The organism is Streptomyces sp. NPDC029014 (assembly GCF_055564695.1).
In genome coordinates, this window is the sequence record NZ_JBVHVT010000020.1 from 82,293 (window position 1) to 100,091 (window position 17,799).

The 17,799-nt window shown below is 75.4% G+C and carries 17 protein-coding genes and 1 pseudogene; 6 read left to right on the forward strand and 12 right to left on the reverse strand.

Going from position 1 to position 17,799, the window contains the following annotated elements:
• Window positions 1-53: 53 nt before the first annotated feature.
• The 3 genes from ACZ4VL_RS13740 to ppk2 form a co-directional block, all read right to left on the reverse strand.
• The gene (locus ACZ4VL_RS13740) at window positions 54-1,532 is read right to left on the reverse strand and encodes an aminotransferase class I/II-fold pyridoxal phosphate-dependent enzyme (RefSeq protein ID WP_468199386.1); all 1,479 of its coding nucleotides are present in this window, start codon (window positions 1,530-1,532) and stop codon (window positions 54-56) included.
• Window positions 1,533-1,723: 191 nt separating this feature from the next.
• Complete coding sequence (locus ACZ4VL_RS13745) at window positions 1,724-2,020, reverse strand: WhiB family transcriptional regulator (protein WP_468199388.1); 297 nt, start codon at window positions 2,018-2,020, stop codon at window positions 1,724-1,726.
• A gap of 242 nt (window positions 2,021-2,262) precedes the next feature.
• Window positions 2,263-3,264: a polyphosphate kinase 2 gene (gene ppk2 / locus ACZ4VL_RS13750; protein ID WP_468199390.1), complete on the reverse strand. Its 1,002-nt coding sequence runs from the start codon at window positions 3,262-3,264 to the stop codon at window positions 2,263-2,265.
• Window positions 3,265-3,462: 198 nt separating this feature from the next.
• Here ppk2 and ACZ4VL_RS13755 point away from each other — a divergent pair, with 198 nt between their 5' ends.
• The gene (locus ACZ4VL_RS13755) at window positions 3,463-3,651 is read left to right on the forward strand and encodes a DUF6381 family protein (RefSeq protein WP_468199392.1); all 189 of its coding nucleotides are present in this window, start codon (window positions 3,463-3,465) and stop codon (window positions 3,649-3,651) included.
• A 64-nt stretch (window positions 3,652-3,715) separates the two neighbouring features.
• Here the strand turns inward: ACZ4VL_RS13755 and ACZ4VL_RS13760 are convergent, their stop codons facing one another.
• On the reverse strand, window positions 3,716-4,132 hold the full coding sequence (locus ACZ4VL_RS13760) for a CBS domain-containing protein (protein WP_468199395.1): 417 nt from the start codon (window positions 4,130-4,132) through the stop codon (window positions 3,716-3,718).
• A gap of 146 nt (window positions 4,133-4,278) precedes the next feature.
• The gene (locus ACZ4VL_RS13765; RefSeq protein WP_468199398.1) at window positions 4,279-5,535 is read right to left on the reverse strand and encodes a preATP grasp domain-containing protein; all 1,257 of its coding nucleotides are present in this window, start codon (window positions 5,533-5,535) and stop codon (window positions 4,279-4,281) included.
• Window positions 5,536-5,662: 127 nt separating this feature from the next.
• Between ACZ4VL_RS13765 and ACZ4VL_RS13770 the strand changes: the two genes are divergently transcribed.
• Complete coding sequence (locus tag ACZ4VL_RS13770) at window positions 5,663-7,075, forward strand: M20/M25/M40 family metallo-hydrolase (protein ID WP_468199400.1); 1,413 nt, start codon at window positions 5,663-5,665, stop codon at window positions 7,073-7,075.
• On the opposite strand, the gene ACZ4VL_RS13775 is transcribed toward ACZ4VL_RS13770, so the two are convergent.
• The 3 genes and pseudogenes from ACZ4VL_RS13775 to ACZ4VL_RS13785 form a co-directional block, all read right to left on the reverse strand.
• Window positions 7,070-7,471: a DUF2267 domain-containing protein gene (locus ACZ4VL_RS13775; protein ID WP_468199466.1), complete on the reverse strand. Its 402-nt coding sequence runs from the start codon at window positions 7,469-7,471 to the stop codon at window positions 7,070-7,072. The genes ACZ4VL_RS13770 and ACZ4VL_RS13775 overlap by 6 nt on opposite strands.
• Before the next feature lie 150 nt (window positions 7,472-7,621).
• Window positions 7,622-7,699 (reverse strand): annotated as a pseudogene (locus ACZ4VL_RS13780) (DUF2267 domain-containing protein); the annotation flags it as partial.
• Between the two features lie 208 nt (window positions 7,700-7,907).
• Window positions 7,908-8,336: an Hsp20/alpha crystallin family protein gene (locus ACZ4VL_RS13785; protein WP_468199403.1), complete on the reverse strand. Its 429-nt coding sequence runs from the start codon at window positions 8,334-8,336 to the stop codon at window positions 7,908-7,910.
• Between the two features lie 388 nt (window positions 8,337-8,724).
• Here ACZ4VL_RS13785 and ACZ4VL_RS13790 point away from each other — a divergent pair, with 388 nt between their 5' ends.
• Window positions 8,725-8,937 (forward strand): hypothetical protein, encoded by a 213-nt coding sequence (locus tag ACZ4VL_RS13790; RefSeq protein ID WP_468199405.1) that lies wholly within the window; start codon window positions 8,725-8,727, stop codon window positions 8,935-8,937.
• Between the two features lie 36 nt (window positions 8,938-8,973).
• On the opposite strand, the gene ACZ4VL_RS13795 is transcribed toward ACZ4VL_RS13790, so the two are convergent.
• From ACZ4VL_RS13795 to ACZ4VL_RS13810, 4 genes are read right to left on the reverse strand one after another with little or no spacing between them, the layout of a single operon-like run.
• The gene (locus ACZ4VL_RS13795) at window positions 8,974-9,990 is read right to left on the reverse strand and encodes a DUF5914 domain-containing protein (protein ID WP_468199408.1); all 1,017 of its coding nucleotides are present in this window, start codon (window positions 9,988-9,990) and stop codon (window positions 8,974-8,976) included.
• Entirely contained in the window at window positions 9,987-11,009 is a 1,023-nt protein-coding gene (locus tag ACZ4VL_RS13800) for a phytoene/squalene synthase family protein (RefSeq protein ID WP_468199410.1), read from the reverse strand. Before ACZ4VL_RS13800 ends, ACZ4VL_RS13795 begins: the two co-directional genes overlap by 4 nt.
• A complete protein-coding gene (crtI, locus tag ACZ4VL_RS13805) occupies window positions 11,006-12,544 on the reverse strand; it encodes a phytoene desaturase family protein (protein ID WP_468199413.1) in 1,539 nt (512 codons plus the stop codon). Before crtI ends, ACZ4VL_RS13800 begins: the two co-directional genes overlap by 4 nt.
• Entirely contained in the window at window positions 12,541-13,935 is a 1,395-nt protein-coding gene (locus ACZ4VL_RS13810; protein ID WP_468199415.1) for a polyprenyl synthetase family protein, read from the reverse strand. Before ACZ4VL_RS13810 ends, crtI begins: the two co-directional genes overlap by 4 nt.
• Before the next feature lie 231 nt (window positions 13,936-14,166).
• Between ACZ4VL_RS13810 and ACZ4VL_RS13815 the strand changes: the two genes are divergently transcribed.
• From ACZ4VL_RS13815 to ACZ4VL_RS13825, 3 genes are read left to right on the forward strand one after another with little or no spacing between them, the layout of a single operon-like run.
• Window positions 14,167-15,411, forward strand: coding sequence for a lycopene cyclase family protein (locus ACZ4VL_RS13815; protein WP_468199418.1), 1,245 nt, complete (start codon window positions 14,167-14,169; stop codon window positions 15,409-15,411).
• A complete protein-coding gene (locus ACZ4VL_RS13820) occupies window positions 15,395-16,162 on the forward strand; it encodes a methyltransferase domain-containing protein (protein WP_468199420.1) in 768 nt (255 codons plus the stop codon). Before ACZ4VL_RS13815 ends, ACZ4VL_RS13820 begins: the two co-directional genes overlap by 17 nt.
• Window positions 16,159-17,721, forward strand: a complete 1,563-nt coding sequence (locus tag ACZ4VL_RS13825; RefSeq protein WP_468199422.1) for an FAD-dependent oxidoreductase — start codon at window positions 16,159-16,161, stop codon at window positions 17,719-17,721. The genes ACZ4VL_RS13820 and ACZ4VL_RS13825 overlap by 4 nt, the downstream gene beginning before the upstream one ends.
• The last annotated feature ends 78 nt before the right edge of the window (window positions 17,722-17,799 follow it).

A 17,799-nucleotide genomic window follows, 5' to 3' on the forward strand; every position in this document is an offset into this window, starting at 1 on the left:
TATTTCGCGCGCCGAGCCGGCAGCCCGGCTTCGCCCGGGCGGCCGTCGTCGGATCACGCCGCCTCGGCACCGCCCCGCGCGACGACGCGCAGGGTGCGCACGGAGGAGTCGGCTGCGTCGGGGATCAACACGCCGTGTTCGACGCCGCTGCGCAGGTAGTCCACCACCTCGTTCGTGATCACCTCGCCGGGGGCGATCGCGGGGACGCCCGGCGGGTAGGGGCTGACGAGTTCCGCCGCGATCCGGCCCGCGGCCCGCTCCGCCGGCACGTGCTCCGCGGGGGCGAAGAACGCGTCCCGCGGCCGCATCGCCTGTTCGAGCTCCAGCGCCGAGGGGTCGGGGAGGTGCACCGGCGGCTGGGCCTCCATGTCGTCCGCGGCCTCCACGAGGGCGCGCAATGCCGCGAGCAGCGTTTCCTCCGTCTCGGCGTCGTCGGCGTGGGTGATCGACGCACTGATCCGGCAGGTGTCCGAACCCCCGACGTCGACGTGCTGGTGGGTGCGGAGCCATTCGGCCGCCTGCATGCCGCCGACGCCCAGCTCCCGTACGTCGATCACGATCTTCAGCGGGTCGATGTCGGCGGCCAGCCCGGACTGCACGACCTCGCGGTCCATCACCTGCAACCCGGGCAGGTCCTGGGCCGCGGCGCGGATGCGCTGCGCGCGGTGCAGCGCGGCGTCCAGCAGTTCGCGGCCGTCTTCGGCCATCTGGCGGCGCCAGCCGTCCAGGGTGGCGTAGACGAGGGTGGAGGCGCTGGTCGTGGCCAGCAGGTCCTCCCGCTGCTTCAGCACCTCGGGCGAGACCCGGTCGTACTGGAGGTGGAAGACCGAACTCTGCTCGATCGCGCCCCCCATCTTGTGGACGCTCGTGACGACGAGGTCCGCCTCGTGGTACATGCCCCACGGGGGCAGGTCCGGGTGGAAGGGGAGGTGCGCGCCCCACGCCTCGTCGACGATGAGCGGGACGTCGAAGTCGTGGCAGGTCCTGGCCACGCCTTGGACGTCCGCGCAGGTTCCCCAGTCCGTGGGGGTGATGAGGAGCATGCCCTTGGCGTCCGGGTGCTCCTTGAAGCGGCGGCGCACGTCTTCCGGTTCGGGCGGGTGGGCGAGGTGCCGCTGCGCGTCGAACTTCGGGTGCACCCAGATCGGCTCGACGCCGTTGATGACGACCGCCGAGATCACGGACTTGTGGGAATTGCGGGACACCAGGAGTTTTTCGCCGGGCCCGGCCACCGCCAGCATGGCCGTCTTGACGGACAGGGAGCTGCCGCACGTGGAGAAGAACGCGTGCTCGGCGCCGACGGCGTCGGCCATCAGTTCCTGCGCCTGTTCGAGCAACCCCTGGGACTGCCGGCGGTCGTCGAGTCCGTTGAGCAGGAGCACGTCGGAGCGGAACACGTCGATGCCGACGACGTCCGCCACCCGACGGTCCGCACCCCGCCCCTGTTTGTGCCCCGGCGGCCCGTACACCACGTCGTTCCGCCGGCGGAACTCCTGCAGAGCCTCGAGTATCGGAGCGCGTGACTGGTCCATCGGTCATTCCTTCCGGGGCGGCGTCGGTCTGCGGGGCTGTAGAGGCGTCTTGCCGCCCGGCACCAGGGGAAACGCCTCCCGCCGTCACCGGCTGTCGGGCGGCCCACTGTCCGTACGGGTCCGCGGTGCGGGTGCACCGCGGCGGGGCGCGCGGCCGACTTCCGCGGACAGCGGCGTACAACGCCGCACGGTCATATGAGTGCGCGGGAGGCGTCTGCCAGCAGGGCGTGGCGTTCGTCCGCCGTCAGGCCGCCCCGCACGCCGTGCGGGATGCGGGCGGCGAGGGCGTGGCGGCGGCACGGGATACGGACCGGGCAGCCGCCGCACACGGCCTTGGCGGCCTCCTCGCGCTCCCGGGCTGCCGCCGCGTGCTCGTGCGCGGCGCGGACGAAGACGCCGCCGTCCGCGGTTCGGCACGGCCCGTCGAGGGGCCGATCGCCCTGCTGGTCGAACGGTCCGGCCACGAACAGGGAGATGGTGTCGGCCACGGCCGCGGCTCCTTCCGGTGGAGGCGGTCCGTCGTGACCGCCGGTGCGGTGCGTATCACCGGAACTCGCGCATCCATGCGTGCCCGTGGCCGGGAAGTGCAGCCGACCCGGGCTTCTTCCCCCTGACGGGTGGGACCGCCTCCGGACCGGTACGGGCCCTCGCCGAAATCGTGGCCACCGCCCTGCGGTACGCCGGCGGCCCGCTGGAGCTCGTCCTCGACGCGTCCCGGGCGGGCGGGTCCTCACGTCGCAGCGCCGTCGTGTCCCGGGCCGGAGGCCGGGGGGTGGTGGCCGGGGCCCGTGGGCGGCCCGCCCAGCGGGGTCGGCGACAGGGCTGCCGGATCCTCGCCCGCCTCGAGGAGGGTGTCCGCCCCACCGACGATCAAGGCGTCCGGACGGCCGACCGCCGCCTCGTCCTTGCTGGTGTAGTCGATCCGCCACAGCAGGCTGCGCATGGCCTCCAGCCGGGCGCGCCGCTTGTCGTTGCTCTTGACGACGGTCCACGGGGCGTGGGCCGTGTCGGTGGCCCGGAACATCTCGACCTTGGCACCGGTGTAGGCGTCCCACCGGTCCAGCGAGGCGAGATCGGTCGGCGAGAGCTTCCACTGGCGCACGGGGTCGACCTGTCGTATCGCGAAGCGGGTGCGCTGCTCGGCACGGGAGACGGAGAACCAGAACTTGACGAGCAGGATGCCGTCCTCGACGAGCATGGCCTCGAAGGCCGGGCACTGGCGGAGGAAGCGGCGGTACTGCTCGTCGGTGCAGAAGCCCATGACCCTCTCCACGCCGGCGCGGTTGTACCAGGAGCGGTCGAAGAAAACGATCTCCCCTCGGTCGGGAAGGTGCGCGATGTAGCGCTGGAAGTACCACTGCCCTGCTTCCCGCTCACTCGGCTTGTCCAGGGCCACGATGCGTGCGCCGCGCGGGTTGAGGCGCTCGGTGAAGCGCTGGATGGTGCCGCCCTTGCCCGCCGCGTCCCTGCCCTCGCAGATCACCACCACCCGCGCACCGGTCTCCTTGACCCAGCGCTGCAGCTTCAGCAGCTCGATCTGCAGGATCCGCTTGGCCCGCTCGTACTCGGCACGGCGGATCTTGCGGTCGTAGGGGTAGTTCTCCCGCCAGGTCCGGATCGGGTTTCCGGAGCCGTCCAGCAGGACCGGCTGCTCCGGACGGCTCGTATCCACGCTCAGCCCCGCCAGCAGCAGATTCTCCGGCCCCGGCCCGTACCGTCCCTGCCCGTTCATGACTGCCGCCTACCCCGCCTCAACGGGGCGCTACCGCACTTCCGGCGCGAGGACGGAGCCGGGCCGGGCACCGGGGCAGGCAGTTCCCTCGTTCGAGGGGGAATTTCTCGTCGTACCGGCGCTGCCGCCCTGGCCGGGGCGGTGCTGCCGCTTGGGTAGGAGGTACCAGGACACACCAGCCAACGTTGGGGACCGACCATGAGCGTGGGAGACCAGTCCGGCGAGTCCGCCCGGCAGCTGCGGGCGAAGGCCGAGGAGTTGGAGCAGGCGGCCCAGCGCGCCACCGATGACACCGAGCGGCGCAGGCTGGCGGAGGAGGCCGTCCGGCTCCGGCAGCGGATCGAGCGGGAGGACGGTCCGGAGAGCGCGACCATGGATCCCATGTAGCCGGCGGCACGGCCGGTGGCCCGGCTGCGGCGCGGTGGACGCCGGTCAGGCCACCGGTCCGGGCTCAGCCCGTCGAAAGGGCTTGCAGGAGATCACCGACTTGCGGGTCGGGCAGTGCACGGGCCACGTCGGCCTGGGCGACGATACCGACCAGGGTGTGGCCGTCGATGACGGGAAGGCGCCGAACCTTGTGCTCGGTCATCGTGCGGAGGATTTCCGATGCGTCGTCATCGGCCCCGATGGTGATGGCCTCGCCCTGGGCGAGTTCCCCGGCGGTGCACGTAGCGGGGTCCTTGCCGGCGCCGAGGACCTTCACCACGATGTCGCGGTCGGTCAGCATGCCCTTGAGCTTCTGGTCGGTGCCGCAGATCGGCAGGGCGCCGACGCCCAGGTCGGTCATCCTCTTCGCGGCCTCCGTGATGGTGTCGTTGGCGCCGATACAGGTGGCGTCCGGTGTCATGATGTCGCGGGCAGTGGTCATTCCACGCCTCCCTGGTAGTGGTGAGCAGGTGGCGCCTGCCCGCCCCACGGCGGCGTATGCGGGAGGCGGCCGCAGGCCTGCACACCATTCACAGGCGACGCCGGCCGCCCCGGCCCGGTCGGGCGGTCCGGGACGGCGGGCCCGCCTCAGGGGGCCGAGGCCCATGTGGAGTCCAGCAGTTCCTCGTACCGGGCAACGCGGGCGCGGCTGCCGGCGACGACCGCGTAGCGCCACGTCCGACCGTCCGAGGGTGCACCGGCGTAGAGGACCACCCCTTCTCCGCGGGCCGGGTCGTAGGCGATCCGCTCGGCGCCCAGCCGGCGTACGGCCTCGTCGAACCGGTACCGACGGGACGTGCGCCGTGTGCCGGTCGCCCAGGCCGTCGCGGTCGTCCCGGAGTCGGCCGCGAGGCGTTGCACCAGGGCGTGCGGGGTGGTGGTCGCCGTGCGGCGGACGTTGCTCTCGCCGGCGAAGAGTTCGCCTGCCGCGGACACCATCGCGTCGAGGCCGAACGGCCCCGCGTAACCGTGCCCGGCCAGGTGTCGGCCCAGGGCGGCGCCCCACCCCTCCAGCATCGGCCCGATCTCCTCCAAGGCGGCCGGCAGCGGTGCCACGTAGCCCGTGAAGGAGCCCTCGACGGTCCGCATCTCGCCGCTGAACACCGGCCGCGGCCCGCTGGGTCCGGTCTCCATCTGGATGCTCACCGCGCGTGCCACGTCGATGCGCTCCTCGACCACCCACAGCCCGTCCCGGCCGCCCACCGCGGGCAGGTCGTCCAGGGGTGCGGCTCCGGTCGCCGCCGGGAGGAAGCGCAGGCCGTGACCCCCTGCTGACCTGTCAGGTTTGACCACCACGCGCCCGTGGACGCGCAGCAGCTCCTCCACCGCGTCCGGCAGTTCTTCGCGGCGGCAGACGCGGCCGTCCGGAAGCCGCATGCCCAGTTCTTGCGCCGTGCGCCGGAACGCGGCCTTGGTGTTGAGCGACCCGGTGATCCGCAGGGCGGCCTCGGCCGCCCCGGCGGAGGGGTACGGTGCCACCGGCACGCCGAGGGCACGCGCGAGCGCCACCGCCGAAGAGTCCAGGGCGGTGGGGAGCACCGCGCCGGCGCGTCGCCCCGGTGCCGCCTTCAGTACGGCCGGCACGACCCCCGGTGGCGGCCCCGGACCGCCCACCACCTCGAAGGGCCGTGCCATGACGACCACCGCCACCGACTCCGGCCGGATCCGCATCAGGCCGCAGGCGTACCTCAGGAACTTCTCGCCGACGGGTACCGGACTCACCAGGACGTCGCCCGGGCGCAGCAGCCACACGTCCCGCGGCGCTTGCTCGGCCCAGGCCCGTAGTACGTCACGCTGGGCGAGGTCGACGGCGAGGTCGGAGACCAGGTTCGCGTAGAGGATCAAGAGCTGCTTCCCTCGTCCGGGGGCAGCCGTCCCCCTACCCCGGCGACCGGCCGGTACTCCCCGCGGGACCGCCGTACGGCGGCGGTCGAGGCGGTTGGCGGGGCCGGGGCGGGGCAGGCGCCCGACCATGAGCGGGGATGGTTTCACCGGGCGGGACCGCGTGCCGGAGCCGGAGGTCCTCGCCGAGTGGGCGGCCGTTGCGTCCGTGTCGTCCGACCCGGCCCGTGCCCGGGACGTGCGCCGCTCGGCGCAGTGGCTGGTGGACGCGCTCCGCGGGCTGGGGTGCCCGCAGGCGGAGGTGTGGGAGACGCAGGGCCTGCCGGCGGTCTACGGCTGCATGCCGGCCGCCGATCCGGCGGCGCCCGTACTGCTGGTGTACAGCCACCACGACGTCCATGCCGCCGACCCCGCCGAATGGCGGCTGGGCTCGCCCTTCGTGCCCGTGCTGCGGGACGGCCTGCTGTACGGCCGGGGCGTTTCCGACGCCAAAGGACAGGTCATGTGCCACCTGTGGGGCCTGCGGGCGCACCTGGAGCGGCGCGGCCCGGCCGGCCCGGCCGTGACGGTGAAGTTCCTGGTCGAGGGCGAGGAGGAGATCGGCTCGGTGCACTTGGCCGACCTCCTTTCGGAGCATGCGGGGACGCTCGCGGCCGACGTGGTCATGGTGTCCGACACCATGCTGTGGTCCTTGGACCGTGCGGCCGTGTGCACGGCGGTCCGCGGGTCGGTCACCGCCACGCTCACGGTGTGCGGCGCCCGCCGGGACGTCCACAGCGGTGCCGTCTCGGGCGCCGCCGCCAACGCGGCCTCGGAGCTCTGCCGGCTGCTGGCCCGCCTGCACGACGGGGCCGGGAGGGTCACGCTGCCCGGCTTCTACGACGCGGTGGCCGAAGTCCGCCCCGCGCGCCGCGCGTCCTTCGACATCCTGCCCTTCGACAGTCGCACGTGGCTCGCGGACACCGGCACCTTCACGGCCGACGGCGAAGCGGGATACAGCGTGCTCGAGCGCTTGTGGGCCCGGCCCTCGGCCGAAGTGGCACGGGTCACCGCGGGCCGCACCGACGTCCCGGCGCTCGGTGTCATCCCCGCCGAGGCGAGCGCCGACCTGTTGCTGCGGCTGGTCCCCGAGCAGCGGGCCGACCAGGTGGCCGAGCAGCTGCGGGGGTGGCTGGCACAGCACCGCCGGGAGGGGTACGCGTACCGGCTCGAGGTGTCCTCGACCATCTCGGATCCGTACGAGACCCCGCCCGACGACCCGGCGCTGGCCGCCCTCGCCCGCTCCGTCGGCCGCGCCTACCGGTCCCCCGCCCTGACGATCGGCAACGGGGGTGCCGCGCCGGCGGCGCAGCTGGCGCGCGCGTGCGACGCCCCGGTGCTGTTCTTCGGGACCGGTCTGCCCGGGGACCGCTGGCACGGTCCCGACGAGCGGGCCGCGCTCGAAGCCCTGCGCCTCGGCACCGAGGTGATCGCCGAGTTCCTCGCGGAGCTGCCCGCGGGGCGGCGTGACGCGGGCGGGGTAGCGATCACCGGGGGGTCATGAAGGACTGCTTGCGGTGGGGTCGAGCTGTCCGAAGAGCAGGGCGTAGCCGCCGGGCAGGCTGCGTAGGATGCGTGCCAGCAGGTCGGGTCCCGCCAGGCGGGCCACGACGGCGAGGACGGCGCCGGTGTCCCAGCGGGCGGTGGCGGGGCTGACTCCGGCACGGGCGGCGATGTCCTTCACGAAGCCCCAACCGGTGAGCCGGTCGAACTCGGGGACCTGGGCGGTGAAAGCGAGGGCGGCTTCGGTGGGGAGGCGGCCGGCCAGGTCCACCCGCTCCTGTCCGGTCAGCCGGCGGCCGAGGGCGGCGAGTACGCGGTGGACGGCTTCGGCCGTACGGCCGGCATCGGGGTAGGCCCCTTCGTACTGCACGGCCTGCAGCATCTGCTCGTAGGTCATGTCCGGGGCCGGCCGGTGGGTGGCGAGCTGCTCGAACACGGGGCGTGCCTTTCGTTGCGAGAGGGGAGACGGCGGGGCCCTCGCGGGCGGGTGCCCGCGTCAGGCGGGGCGGTGGTTTCGGCCGAACAGGGCACGGAGCTGACGTCCCGGGGCTGCGGTCAGCTCGGTCGCGCCCCAGATCCAGGCTGCGGTGGCGCGTATGAACCGCTGCGTGTCGAGCGGTTCGGCCGTGGTCCTCGCCGACGAGGTGGGCGCCCGGCAGCGCTCGGCGCTGTGCGGTCCCGCGCGTGGCCGGGGGTGGTCCCCGCGGTGCGGCGAAGGGGCCGGGCGGGGAAGGGGAGGGGAGGGGAGGGGCTTGTTGCCCCTCCCCTTTCCGGGGTTCCGCCGTCCTTCGCCGCACCACGCACGGAGGGAGGCCCCGGAGGGACCGGAGGGGTCAGCTGCTGAGCTGCTTCCGGCCGCCGTCACCGATCGCGACCTTCCGCGGCTTGGCGCGCTCGGCGATCGGGATGCGCAGGGTCAGCACGCCCGCCTCGTAGTCGGCGTCGATGCGCTCGGTGTCGAGGGTGTCCGCCAGCATGACCTGCCGCGAGAAGACGCCCAGCGGGCGTTCGGAGAGCTCCATCTGGGCCTGGTCCGACCTCGGGGCCGGCCTGCGTTCGGCCTTGACGGTCAGCATGTTCCGCTCGACGTCGATGTCGATGGCGTCCTTGCCGACGCCCGGGATGTCGAAGGCGATCACGTACGCGTCGCCGTCGCGGTAGGCGTCCATCGGCATTGCGGACGGCTTCGACCAGGTGCCCGGGCCCAGCAGCTGCTGGGTGAGACGGTCGATCTCACGGAAGGGGTCAGTGCGCATCAGCATGAAAAACACCTCCTGATGTGTCTGCAGCGGATGCCAGTGCGCTTCAGGTGACTCCGTTGTAGCACGTCATCGAAACGATGACAAGCAAGCGGTTCACCGGATGGACGACACGTCCGTTGTCAGCCGAAGGGTGACACCTGCGCGGGCTCCCGCTCCTGCTGCTGCGCAAGGTCAGCCGGCCGGGCAGGCGGCCGAACGCCGCTACCTGCGGCTGTGCCCCGGCACGGAGGGCAGTTCGGGCGAGCAGCCAGCCCGGGGGACCCGCGACCGGCGCCCAGCCCCCACCAGTGGGCGCGCGGCCGACCGCCGTGCGCGCGCCGCAGCCGCGCGGTGGCGCCACGACGGTTCAGAGGCCCGCCGGGCGCGCAGCGACCTGCGCCTGCGGCGCATGCTGTCGCCCGTCTTCGCGCCCGTCTTCGCGGTCGGAGGAGCTCTCCTGTTGTTGCTGGGCTCGCACGCCCCCGCGCATGCGGCGCCGTCCCGCAGCGTCCACATCTCGGTGGCCGCAGCCTGCTTCGCGCTGACGGCAGCGGCTCTCCCCGACCTGTACGCGATCAAGCGGCGGACCCGTGAGCAGAGCCGCTGGCACCGGGGTTCCTGACGCGCCCGCCGCCCGCCTCCCGGCAGCGGGCGCCGGTCAGCCCGGTGAACGGCCCGCGGAGCGCAGGGTCCAGCGGCGTTCGGCGTAGGCAAGGTCGTCGCGCCAGAGCCGGCCCGCCGCGGCCCTCATGAACGGGCGCAGGAGCGGGGCGGCGCGGCGGGCCGCCGCGAAGCCCGGCCGGTCGGACGTGGCCACGACGGCTTCCACCACCGCGGTGCGGGGCCGCCCGAGGGCGTCCGGGCCGAGCGGGGTGGCGTGCGTCTCCACTACGGACCCCCGTCCCTCGCCGCGGGTGATCCGCATGACGACCGTACGCGGTCCGGGAGCCGTGAAGACGGCGCGGACGGGGACGACGAGCCGCCCGGCGACCTTGAAGGACACGTCCACCGCGAAGGCGTCGTCCTCGACGGTGGCGTCGGCCGCCGCGGCCGCGTCGGGGGTGCGGACGACGCTGAGGTCGACGAAGGAGTACGGGTGGAACCAGGCCCCGTGCCAGGGATCGAGGCGGTTGGCCAGGACGTCCTCCGGCTCGCAGGCGCCCGCCGCGGTGTACACGGCGGTGAGGGCCCCCGCCGGGCTCGGGCGCTCGGGCACCGGCGGGCGGTCGGTGGGATCCTGCGCGCCCTCGTCCAGCCGAACCCAGAGCAGTACGCCGTCGTCGTGGGCCGGCCACGGCTGCCAGCCGGCGAACGGCCGTCCGGTCAGGGCCAGTCCGTGCCAGTGGCACACGAGGGTGCCGCAGCGGACCGGGCTGTCGGCCAGTGGGGCGCCCAGGTGGGGGCAGCTGCCCGGACCGGCCACGAGGCGTCCGCCGGCGTCCCGCCACAGCACCACCTCGCGGCCGGCGACGGTCCGGGCCAGGGGACGGTCGGGGCGCAGGGCGCGCGAGTCGCCGACGACGTACCAGTTGCCGCAGGGCCGGGCCAGGGCCCGTTTGAGGGCGTCGGCGATCAGGGCGGGCCGTGCCTCGCGCCACGTGGGGCGCTGCCGCTCCCAGGCGACCGGGTTGCGGCGCACGCGGAGCGGCGGTCGGAAGCGCCGGGCGGGCTTCACGCCACCTCCCGGTGTGCGGGGTGCGGCGCGGCGGAGGGGTCGGTCGGCGCCGGCGCTGCGGGACCGGGTGGTGCGCCCGGGCCGCGGCGGGCGGCGGCGCGGGCCGCGGTCGCCCTCAGCAGGCCGTTCGCGGCCACGAGGGCGCGCCGCCGCCGGGGCACCACGGCGCGGCGGTCGAGTACCCGGTACCCGGTGGCGGCCACGGCGTCGAGGATCTCCCCGTAGAGGGTGAAAGCCGTGCGGATACAGGGCCGGGAGACCGGGTCGAGCATGCCGATGCCCGGTGCGGCCCGCCGGTAGGCGGTGCGGGTGAGGCTCTCGAACGCCTTCAGTGCGGCGGTGACGCGGCCGTCGGTGCGGCCGGTGTCCCGGCAGTGGCGGAGCAGGTCCTGGTGGACGCCGTGGGCGCCGAGGAGGTCCTGCGGGAGGTAGACCCGGCCGCGGTCGAGGTCCTCTCCCACGTCGCGCAGGAAGTTCGTCATCTGGAAGGCGACGCCGAGCTCGGCCGCGTGGGGTGCGGCCTCCTCATGGGGCGTCACGGTGCCGAGCACGGGCAGCATCTGCAGTCCGATCACCGCTGCCGAGCCGTGCATGTAGCCGCGCAGGGCCGTGTGGTCGGGATACGAAGTGACGGTCAGGTCGCTGCGCATGGAGGTGAGGAAGTCGGCGAGGAGCTGGGGGGCGATGCCGTGGCGGCTCACGGTGTCGGTGAGCGCCCGCACCACCGGCTCGGCTCCGGCGCCGCCGGCCAGGCCGCGGGCCAGGTCGTCTTCCAGCCGGTCCAGGGCGAGGGCGCGTGCGGCCGGACCGGCGTCGCCGCCCGGGCCGTCGACGATGTCGTCGGCCCAGCGGGCGAATCCGTAGAGGGCGTGGACGGCGGGCCGCCGTTCGGGGGTGAGCAGGCGGGTGGCGAGGAAGTAGGTGCGGCCGTGGCGGGCGTTCAGCTGGCGGCAGCGGGTGTAGGCGCTGCGCAGTGCCGGGTCGGTGATGCCCGCGGCGTCCAGTTCCCGGGCGGTCATGGACGGGCTCCTTCCGGGTGGGGCCGGGGGTTCGGGCGCCGGGTGGTGGTGCGGCCGGCTCCGGTGATGCGGGTGGCCGCCAGCTTTCCCGACAGCAGGACCGGCGGCACTCCGACTCCGGGGGTGGTGCCGCAGCCGGCGAGGACGGCGTTCACCGTTCCGCGGACCAGGTTGCGGGGGCGGAACGGGCCGGTCTGGGAGAAGGTGTGGGCGGCGGAGAACGGCGTGCCGGCCGCATGCCCCCGTGCGGTCCAGTCGGCGGGTGTCACCAGGCATTCCTCCTCGATCGCCGTGGCGATGCCGTCGAGTCCCCGGCGTTGCAGGACGCCCAGCAGCGCGTCGCGGTAGCGGGGCCCGAGCGAGTGCCAGTCGGCGGGGCCGGGGCCGATGCCGGTGTGGGGGCAGGGCGCCAGGACGTAGTGGAGGTGGCGGCCCGGCGGGGCGAGGGCGGGGTCGGTGGCGGTGGGCCGGGTGATCAGCAGGGAGGGGTCGCTCATCAGCTCGCCGGTGCGGGTGAGTTCGTCGAAGGTGCGCCGCCAGGCGCGGCCGAAGGACAGGGTGTGGTGGGCCAGTTGCGGCCAGGTGCGGTCGCAGCCCGCGTGCAGGACCACGGCCGAAGGGGCGTGGCGCAGCCGCACCGGGCGGCGCGGGGTGCGACCGAGGAGGCGGTAGGCCTCGGGCAGGTCTGGGGTGAGGACGACGCTGTCGCAGGGGATGCGCTCCTCGTCGGTGACGACCGCGGTGATGCGGTCGCCGCTGCGTTCGAGCCGGGTGACGGGGCTGCCGTAGTGGAAGACCGCGCCCGCCTCCTCGGCCGCTTCTGCCATGGCCTTCGGCAGGGCGTGCATGCCGCCGCGCGGGAAGTGGACTCCGGCGACCGTGTCCATGTAGGCGATGACCGCGTAGGCGGCCAGCGCCCGTGCAGGGGGCAGGCCGGCGTAGAGGGCCTGGAAGGTGAAGACGCGGCGGAGGCGCTCGTCGCGCAGGTGGCGGGCGATCGCGGTCTCCCAGCGGCCGAAGCCCCCGAGCAGGGCCAGCCGCAGGAGGTCGGGGCCGAGCAGCTGCCAGGGCGAGTCGAAGTCGGCGTCGAGGAAGCGGTGCCGTTCGGCGCGGTACAGGTCGGTGAGCCAGCGGCGCAGCCGGCGGTAGCCGGCCGCCTCGGCCGGCCCGGCGAAGCGTTCGACCTCCGCCTCCATCGCCTCGGCGCCGGTGTGGACGTCGAGGGTGCTGCCGTCGGCGAAGGAGGCCCGGTAGGCGGGGTGCAGGGGGACGAGCTCGACGCGGTCGCGCAGCGAGGCGCCGACCGCGGCGAACGCCTCGTCTGCGATCTCCGGCATGGTCAGGACGGTGGGGCCGGTGTCGAAGTGGTAGCCGCCGCGGACCAGCCGGCCGGCACGCCCGCCAGGGCCGGGGTCCCGCTCGACGACGGTCACCCGGCGCCCGGCGCCGAGCAGGTGCAGGGCCGCGGACAGTCCGGCCAGGCCGGCGCCGACGACGACCACGTGGTCGGTCGGCCCCTCCAGGGCGCCGGTCACCGGCGTTCCCCCGCACCCGGGGCGGCGGTCGCCGCTCCGTCGGGCGGGCCGTCGGGCGCTCCGTCGGGCGGGCCGTCGGGCGGCCGGGGACACCGGGCGGCAGGCGGCACGCCCGCTGTTTCGGCGAGGAGGGCGTGGAGCGTCGCCGCGGCGGGGCCCGACGCGAGGCCGGCTGCGAGGAGATGGCCGCGGGCCCGGTGGTCCAACCGTTCGATCCTCGCTCGGACCAGGTCGCGGGTGCCGTCGGCGGTCAGGGCGTCGCGGACCCGCTCCAGGTCCTCCTCGGTGAGGTCGGCGCGGCCGAGTGACGCGTCCAGGACGCCGAGCACGGCCGGGTCCCCGGCGGTCGCGGCGCGGGCGCGGGCGACGGCCATGAGGTAGGTGGGCTTGCCGGCGCGGACGTCACCGCCGGACGGCTTGCCGGTGGCGCGGGGGTCGGCGAAGAGGTCGTCGAGGTCGTCGCGCAGTTGGAAGGCGAGCCCCGCGCAGCGGCCGGCTCGGCCGAGCGCCCGTGTGACGGCCGCGTCGGCGCCGGCGAGGGCGGCCCCCAGTTCCAGGGGACGTGCCACGGTGTACAGGGCGCTCTTGAAGCAGGCCGCGTGGAGCGCCCGGGCGACGGTCATGTGCGCGGTGGCCTGGCCCTGTACGTCGAGGTACTGGCCGGCGACCATCTCGGTCCGCATGGTGCGCCACAGGTCGCGGACGCGGTGCACGGCCCCGGGCGGCAGCGCGCCTCCGTCCAGCAGGAGGTCCGTCACGGTGTCGTCCGCCCACGCGAGGGCCAGGTCGCCGGCGAGCACGCCGGCTGCGTCGCCCAGCCGCCGGGCCCCGCCGGGCGTGCCCGCGGCGTACTGGCGGGCGACGGCGGCGTGCAGTGCGGGGCGGCCCCGGCGGGTCGGCGCGCCGTCCATCACGTCGTCGTGGACGAGCGCACAGGTCTGCAGGAGCTCCAGTGCCGCGCCCGCCCGCAGCGCCGCCCGGACCTGGTCGCGGTCGCCGCCGCCGCAGGCGCGCAGGGACCACCACAGCAGCCGGGGGCGGGTGCGGTGCCCGGCGTGCAGGGTGAGGTCGGTGACGCGGCGTACGAGGTCCCGGGCGAAGAGCCCGCCCAACCGGTCGCAGTGCGCCAGTCGGGTGGCGAGGAGGCCGTCCAGAACCGTGTGGACCGCCGCCGCGACGTCGCGGTCGACGGCTGCCGCATCGGAGCGGGACCCGCCGCCGCGGGCGGTCCGGTCGGGGGCCGCCGCGTGGTGGCCGGGGGCCGCACCGCCCGGCGGCCGGCACGCCGCGGCGCCCGGCGGCCCCGCGGCAGCAGCGGGCGCGACCGAGGTGGCGCGCCCTGCGCCCGAGGGGGGTGCCGTGCACCGGAGCGTCGCCTGGGTGGAGCTCATCGCGGTTCCTCTCGGCCGACGTCCCGTTCCTTGCCAAGACACATTCCGCGCGGGACGCCGGACCGGATGCGCCGATCGGTGGAGAAGTCGGGGGCGCGGGCCCGCGCCGTGACGACACGCCCTGCTCCGCATCCGTTCGCCCCTCCCGGCCGGAACACTGGGCAGCAGGCGCGCGGGCGCGGTCCTCCGCGGACTGCCGAGGGACCCGGGCGCGCGGAGCAGGGAGCAGCGGTGGTGGATGTGACGGCCGACGTCGCCGTGGTGGGGGCCGGAGCGGCCGGGCTGTCCCTGGCGCTGCGGCTGGCCCGGCCGCCCGCGGGCGCCGGACCGCTGGACACGGTGCTGCTCGCCGCCCCCGCGGGCCCGGGCCGCGCCGCCCCGCGGACCTGGTGCTTCTGGGAGGCGGGTGGCGGCCCGTACGACGAGGTGCTGGCCGCGTCCTGGCAGCGGCTGCGCGTTCGGGGCACCGGCGGGTCGGAGGTGACCGCGGCCATCGCCCCGCTGCACTACAAGATGCTGCGCTCCGAGGCACTGGAAGGACTGGCGGACCGTGAGATCGCGGCGAGCGGACGGGTGTCGCGCGTCGAGGCGGCCGTCGACCGGATCGCGCCGACGCCGGACGGCGCCCTGGTGCACGCCCGGCGTGCCGGTGGCGCCCCGGTCACCGTCCACGCCCGATGGGTGTTCGACTCCCGTCCGCTCGGCCTTCTCCCACCCGCCCGCACGACGCTGCTCCAGCACTTCCGCGGCTGGTTCGTCCGTACCGAGCGGCCCGCTTTCGAGCCCGGGGTGGTGGAACTGATGGATTTCCGCACACCGCAGCCGGCGCGTGGGCTCTCCTTCGGCTACGTGCTGCCCGTCGGCCCGCGCGAGGCCCTCGTCGAGTACACGGAGTTCTCCCGCCGGGTGCTCGGCCGCGCCGCGTACGAGCGGGTGCTGCGGCACTACGCGGAGCGGGTGCTCGGCCTGGACCGCTACGAGGTCACCGGGCGCGAGCAAGGGGTGATCCCGATGACGGACGCCGAGTTCGCCCGGCAGACCGCGCCCGGCGTGTTCCGGATCGGCGCGTGCGCCGGTGCCACCCGCCCGTCGACCGGGTACACGTTCAGCGGCGTGCAGCGACAGGCGCGCGCCGTGGCCGCCGCCCTGCACTGCGGACGGCACCCGCTGCCGCCGCGGCCGCACTCCGCCCGCGCCCGCCTCATGGACGCGGTGCTGCTGCACGCGCTCGCCGGCGGCCGCATCGACGGCCCCGCGTTCTTCACCCGTCTCTTCGCGCGCGTGCCCGCGGAGCGGCTGCTGCGGTTCCTGGACGGCCGCACCAACCTGGCGGAGGACCTCGGGATCGGCGCGCACGTGCCCGTCGCCGCGATGCTCGCCTCCGCCGTCACCCTCCCCTTCGCCCCGCGCCGGGCCCTTCCCGCCCACCGCCCCCCGACCGACACCGGAGCCGAGCCGCATGCCCCTTCTGCGTGACGCCGACCTGGCCGACGCCTTCGACCACGCGGCCCGCAGCTACGACACGCTCGTGGCCGCCAACCCCGGCTACCACGCCCACCTGCGCCGCTCGGCCCGGCGTCTCGGCCTCCCGCCGGACGGCGGGCGACTGCGGGTGCTGGACCTGGGCTGCGGCACGGGGGCGTCCACGGCGGCCCTGGCCGCCGTGCTGCCCGGCGCCGAGATCACGGCCGTCGACGCCTCGGCGGGCATGCTCCGGCACGCCGCCGACAGGACCTGGGCACGGCCGGTGCGGTTCGTGCACGCGCCGGTGGAGCGGCTGGACGAGGCGGGGGTGAGCGGCCCCTTCGACGCGGTGTTCGCCGCCTACCTGCTGCGCAACGCCGCCGATCCGGACGCCGTGCTCGCCACCGCGCTCCGGCTGCTCGCGCCGCACGGCCGCCTGGCGGTGCACGAGTACGCACTGAGCGGGCGGGCCGCGCACCGGGCGGTGTGGAACGCCGTGTGCGGCGGACTCGTGCTGCCGGTCGCCGCCCTGCTCGGGGACGGGCCCCTCTACCGGCACCTGTGGCGCAGCGTCCGCGCGTTCGACACGGCCGGCGCCCTGGGCCGCCGGGTGGCGCGGGCAGGCTTCGAGAGGGTGCGCGTCCTGCCGCTGCCCGGCTGGCAGACCGGCATCACCCACACCGTGGTGGCGCGCCGGCCGGCCGCCGACCCCGCCCTCGGGTCCGACGGCCCGGTCCCGACGGGCGAGGAGGCCCCGCGATGACCCACGGCACGCCACGGCCCTCCGGGCGCCCCGGCCGGGACCGGCTGGCGCGGCTGATCCCCGCGCCGCCCGGGGCGGCCCGCGCCGATCCCGCCGCCGCACCGCGCGCCGTGGTCGTCGGCGGAGGCATCGCCGGGCTGACCGCGGCCACGGCGCTGGCCGAACGCGGGGTGCGGGTCACCCTGTACGAACGCGAGGAGGTGCTCGGAGGCCGGCTGGCCGGCTGGCGCACCCGGCTCGCCGACGGGAGCACGGTGACGATGAGCCGGGGCTTCCACGCGTTCTTCCGCCAGTACTACAACCTGCGGGCCCTGCTGCGCCGCACCGACCCGGCCCTGACCCGTCTCACCGGCCTGCCCGACTATCCCCTGCGCCATGCGGGCGGCGGCCGGGACGGCTTCCGGCACGTACCGCGCACACCGCCGCTGAGCGCGGTCGGCTTCGCGGCGCTCAGCCGCTCCTTCCGGGTGCGCGACCTGGCCCGGATGAACGCCCGGGCCGCGCTGCCGCTGCTCGACGTGCGGGTGCCGGGCGTGTACGACCGCCTCGACCGTACGAGCGCCCACGACTTCCTGGAGGCGATCCGCTTCCCGGCGGCGGCCCGGCACCTCGCCTTCGAGGTCTTCTCGCGCAGCTTCTTCGCCGACCCCCGGCTGCTGTCCGCGGCGGAGATGGCGCTCATGTTCCACATCTACTTCCTGGGGTCTTCCGAGGGGCTGCTGTTCGACGTGCCCGACGAGCCGTTCCCGCAGGCCCTGTGGGAGCCGCTGGCCGGCCACCTGACCCGTCTCGGGGTGGACCTGCGCACCTCGGCCGCGGTCGAGACGGTCACGGCCCGGCCCGGCGGCGGCTTCACCCTCGCCGGCGGCGGCTCCGAGGAGGGCTGCGACGCCGTGGTGCTGGCCCTGGACCCGGGGGGCCTGCGGGCCCTGGCGGCCCGCTCCGCAAGCCTGGGCGACGAGCGGTGGCGCGGGCAGGTGGCGCGTCTGCGGTGCGCGCCGCCGTTCCTCGTCTCCCGGCTCTGGCTGGACCGGCCCGTGCGCCCCGACCGCCCCGGCTTCCTCGGCACCAGCGGATACGGACCGCTGGACAACGTCAGCGTCCTCAACCGGTGGGAGGGCGAGGCCGCGCGCTGGGCCGCCCGTACGGGAGGGTCGGTGCTGGAGCTGCACGCCTACGCGCTGCCCTGCGACACCGACCGGCAGGTGCGGCAGAAGGAACTCCTGGCGCACCTGCACCGCATCTATCCGGAGACGCGGGCGGCCAGGACGGTGGACGCCCGCCACGAATGGCGTGCCGACTGCCCGCTCTTCCCGGTCGGCGGGTACGGCGACCGGCCCACCGTGCGCACGCCCACGCCCGGCCTGGTCGTGGCCGGTGACGGCGTGCGGACCGGACTGCCCGTCGCGTTGATGGAACGGGCGGCCACCAGCGGCTTCCTCGCCGCCAACGCCCTGCTGGGCGGCTGGGGCCTGCGCGGTCACCCGCTGTGGACGGTGCCGGTCCGGGGCCGCACCGCAGCCCTGCGGTGGGCGGCCCGCACGGCGTACGGCCGGTGAGGCGCCCGCGGCTGTGGGGGCGGCGGGAGGCACCCTCAGCCCGGGGCCACCGGTGCCGGGCCGGGCCGAGCGGGTTTG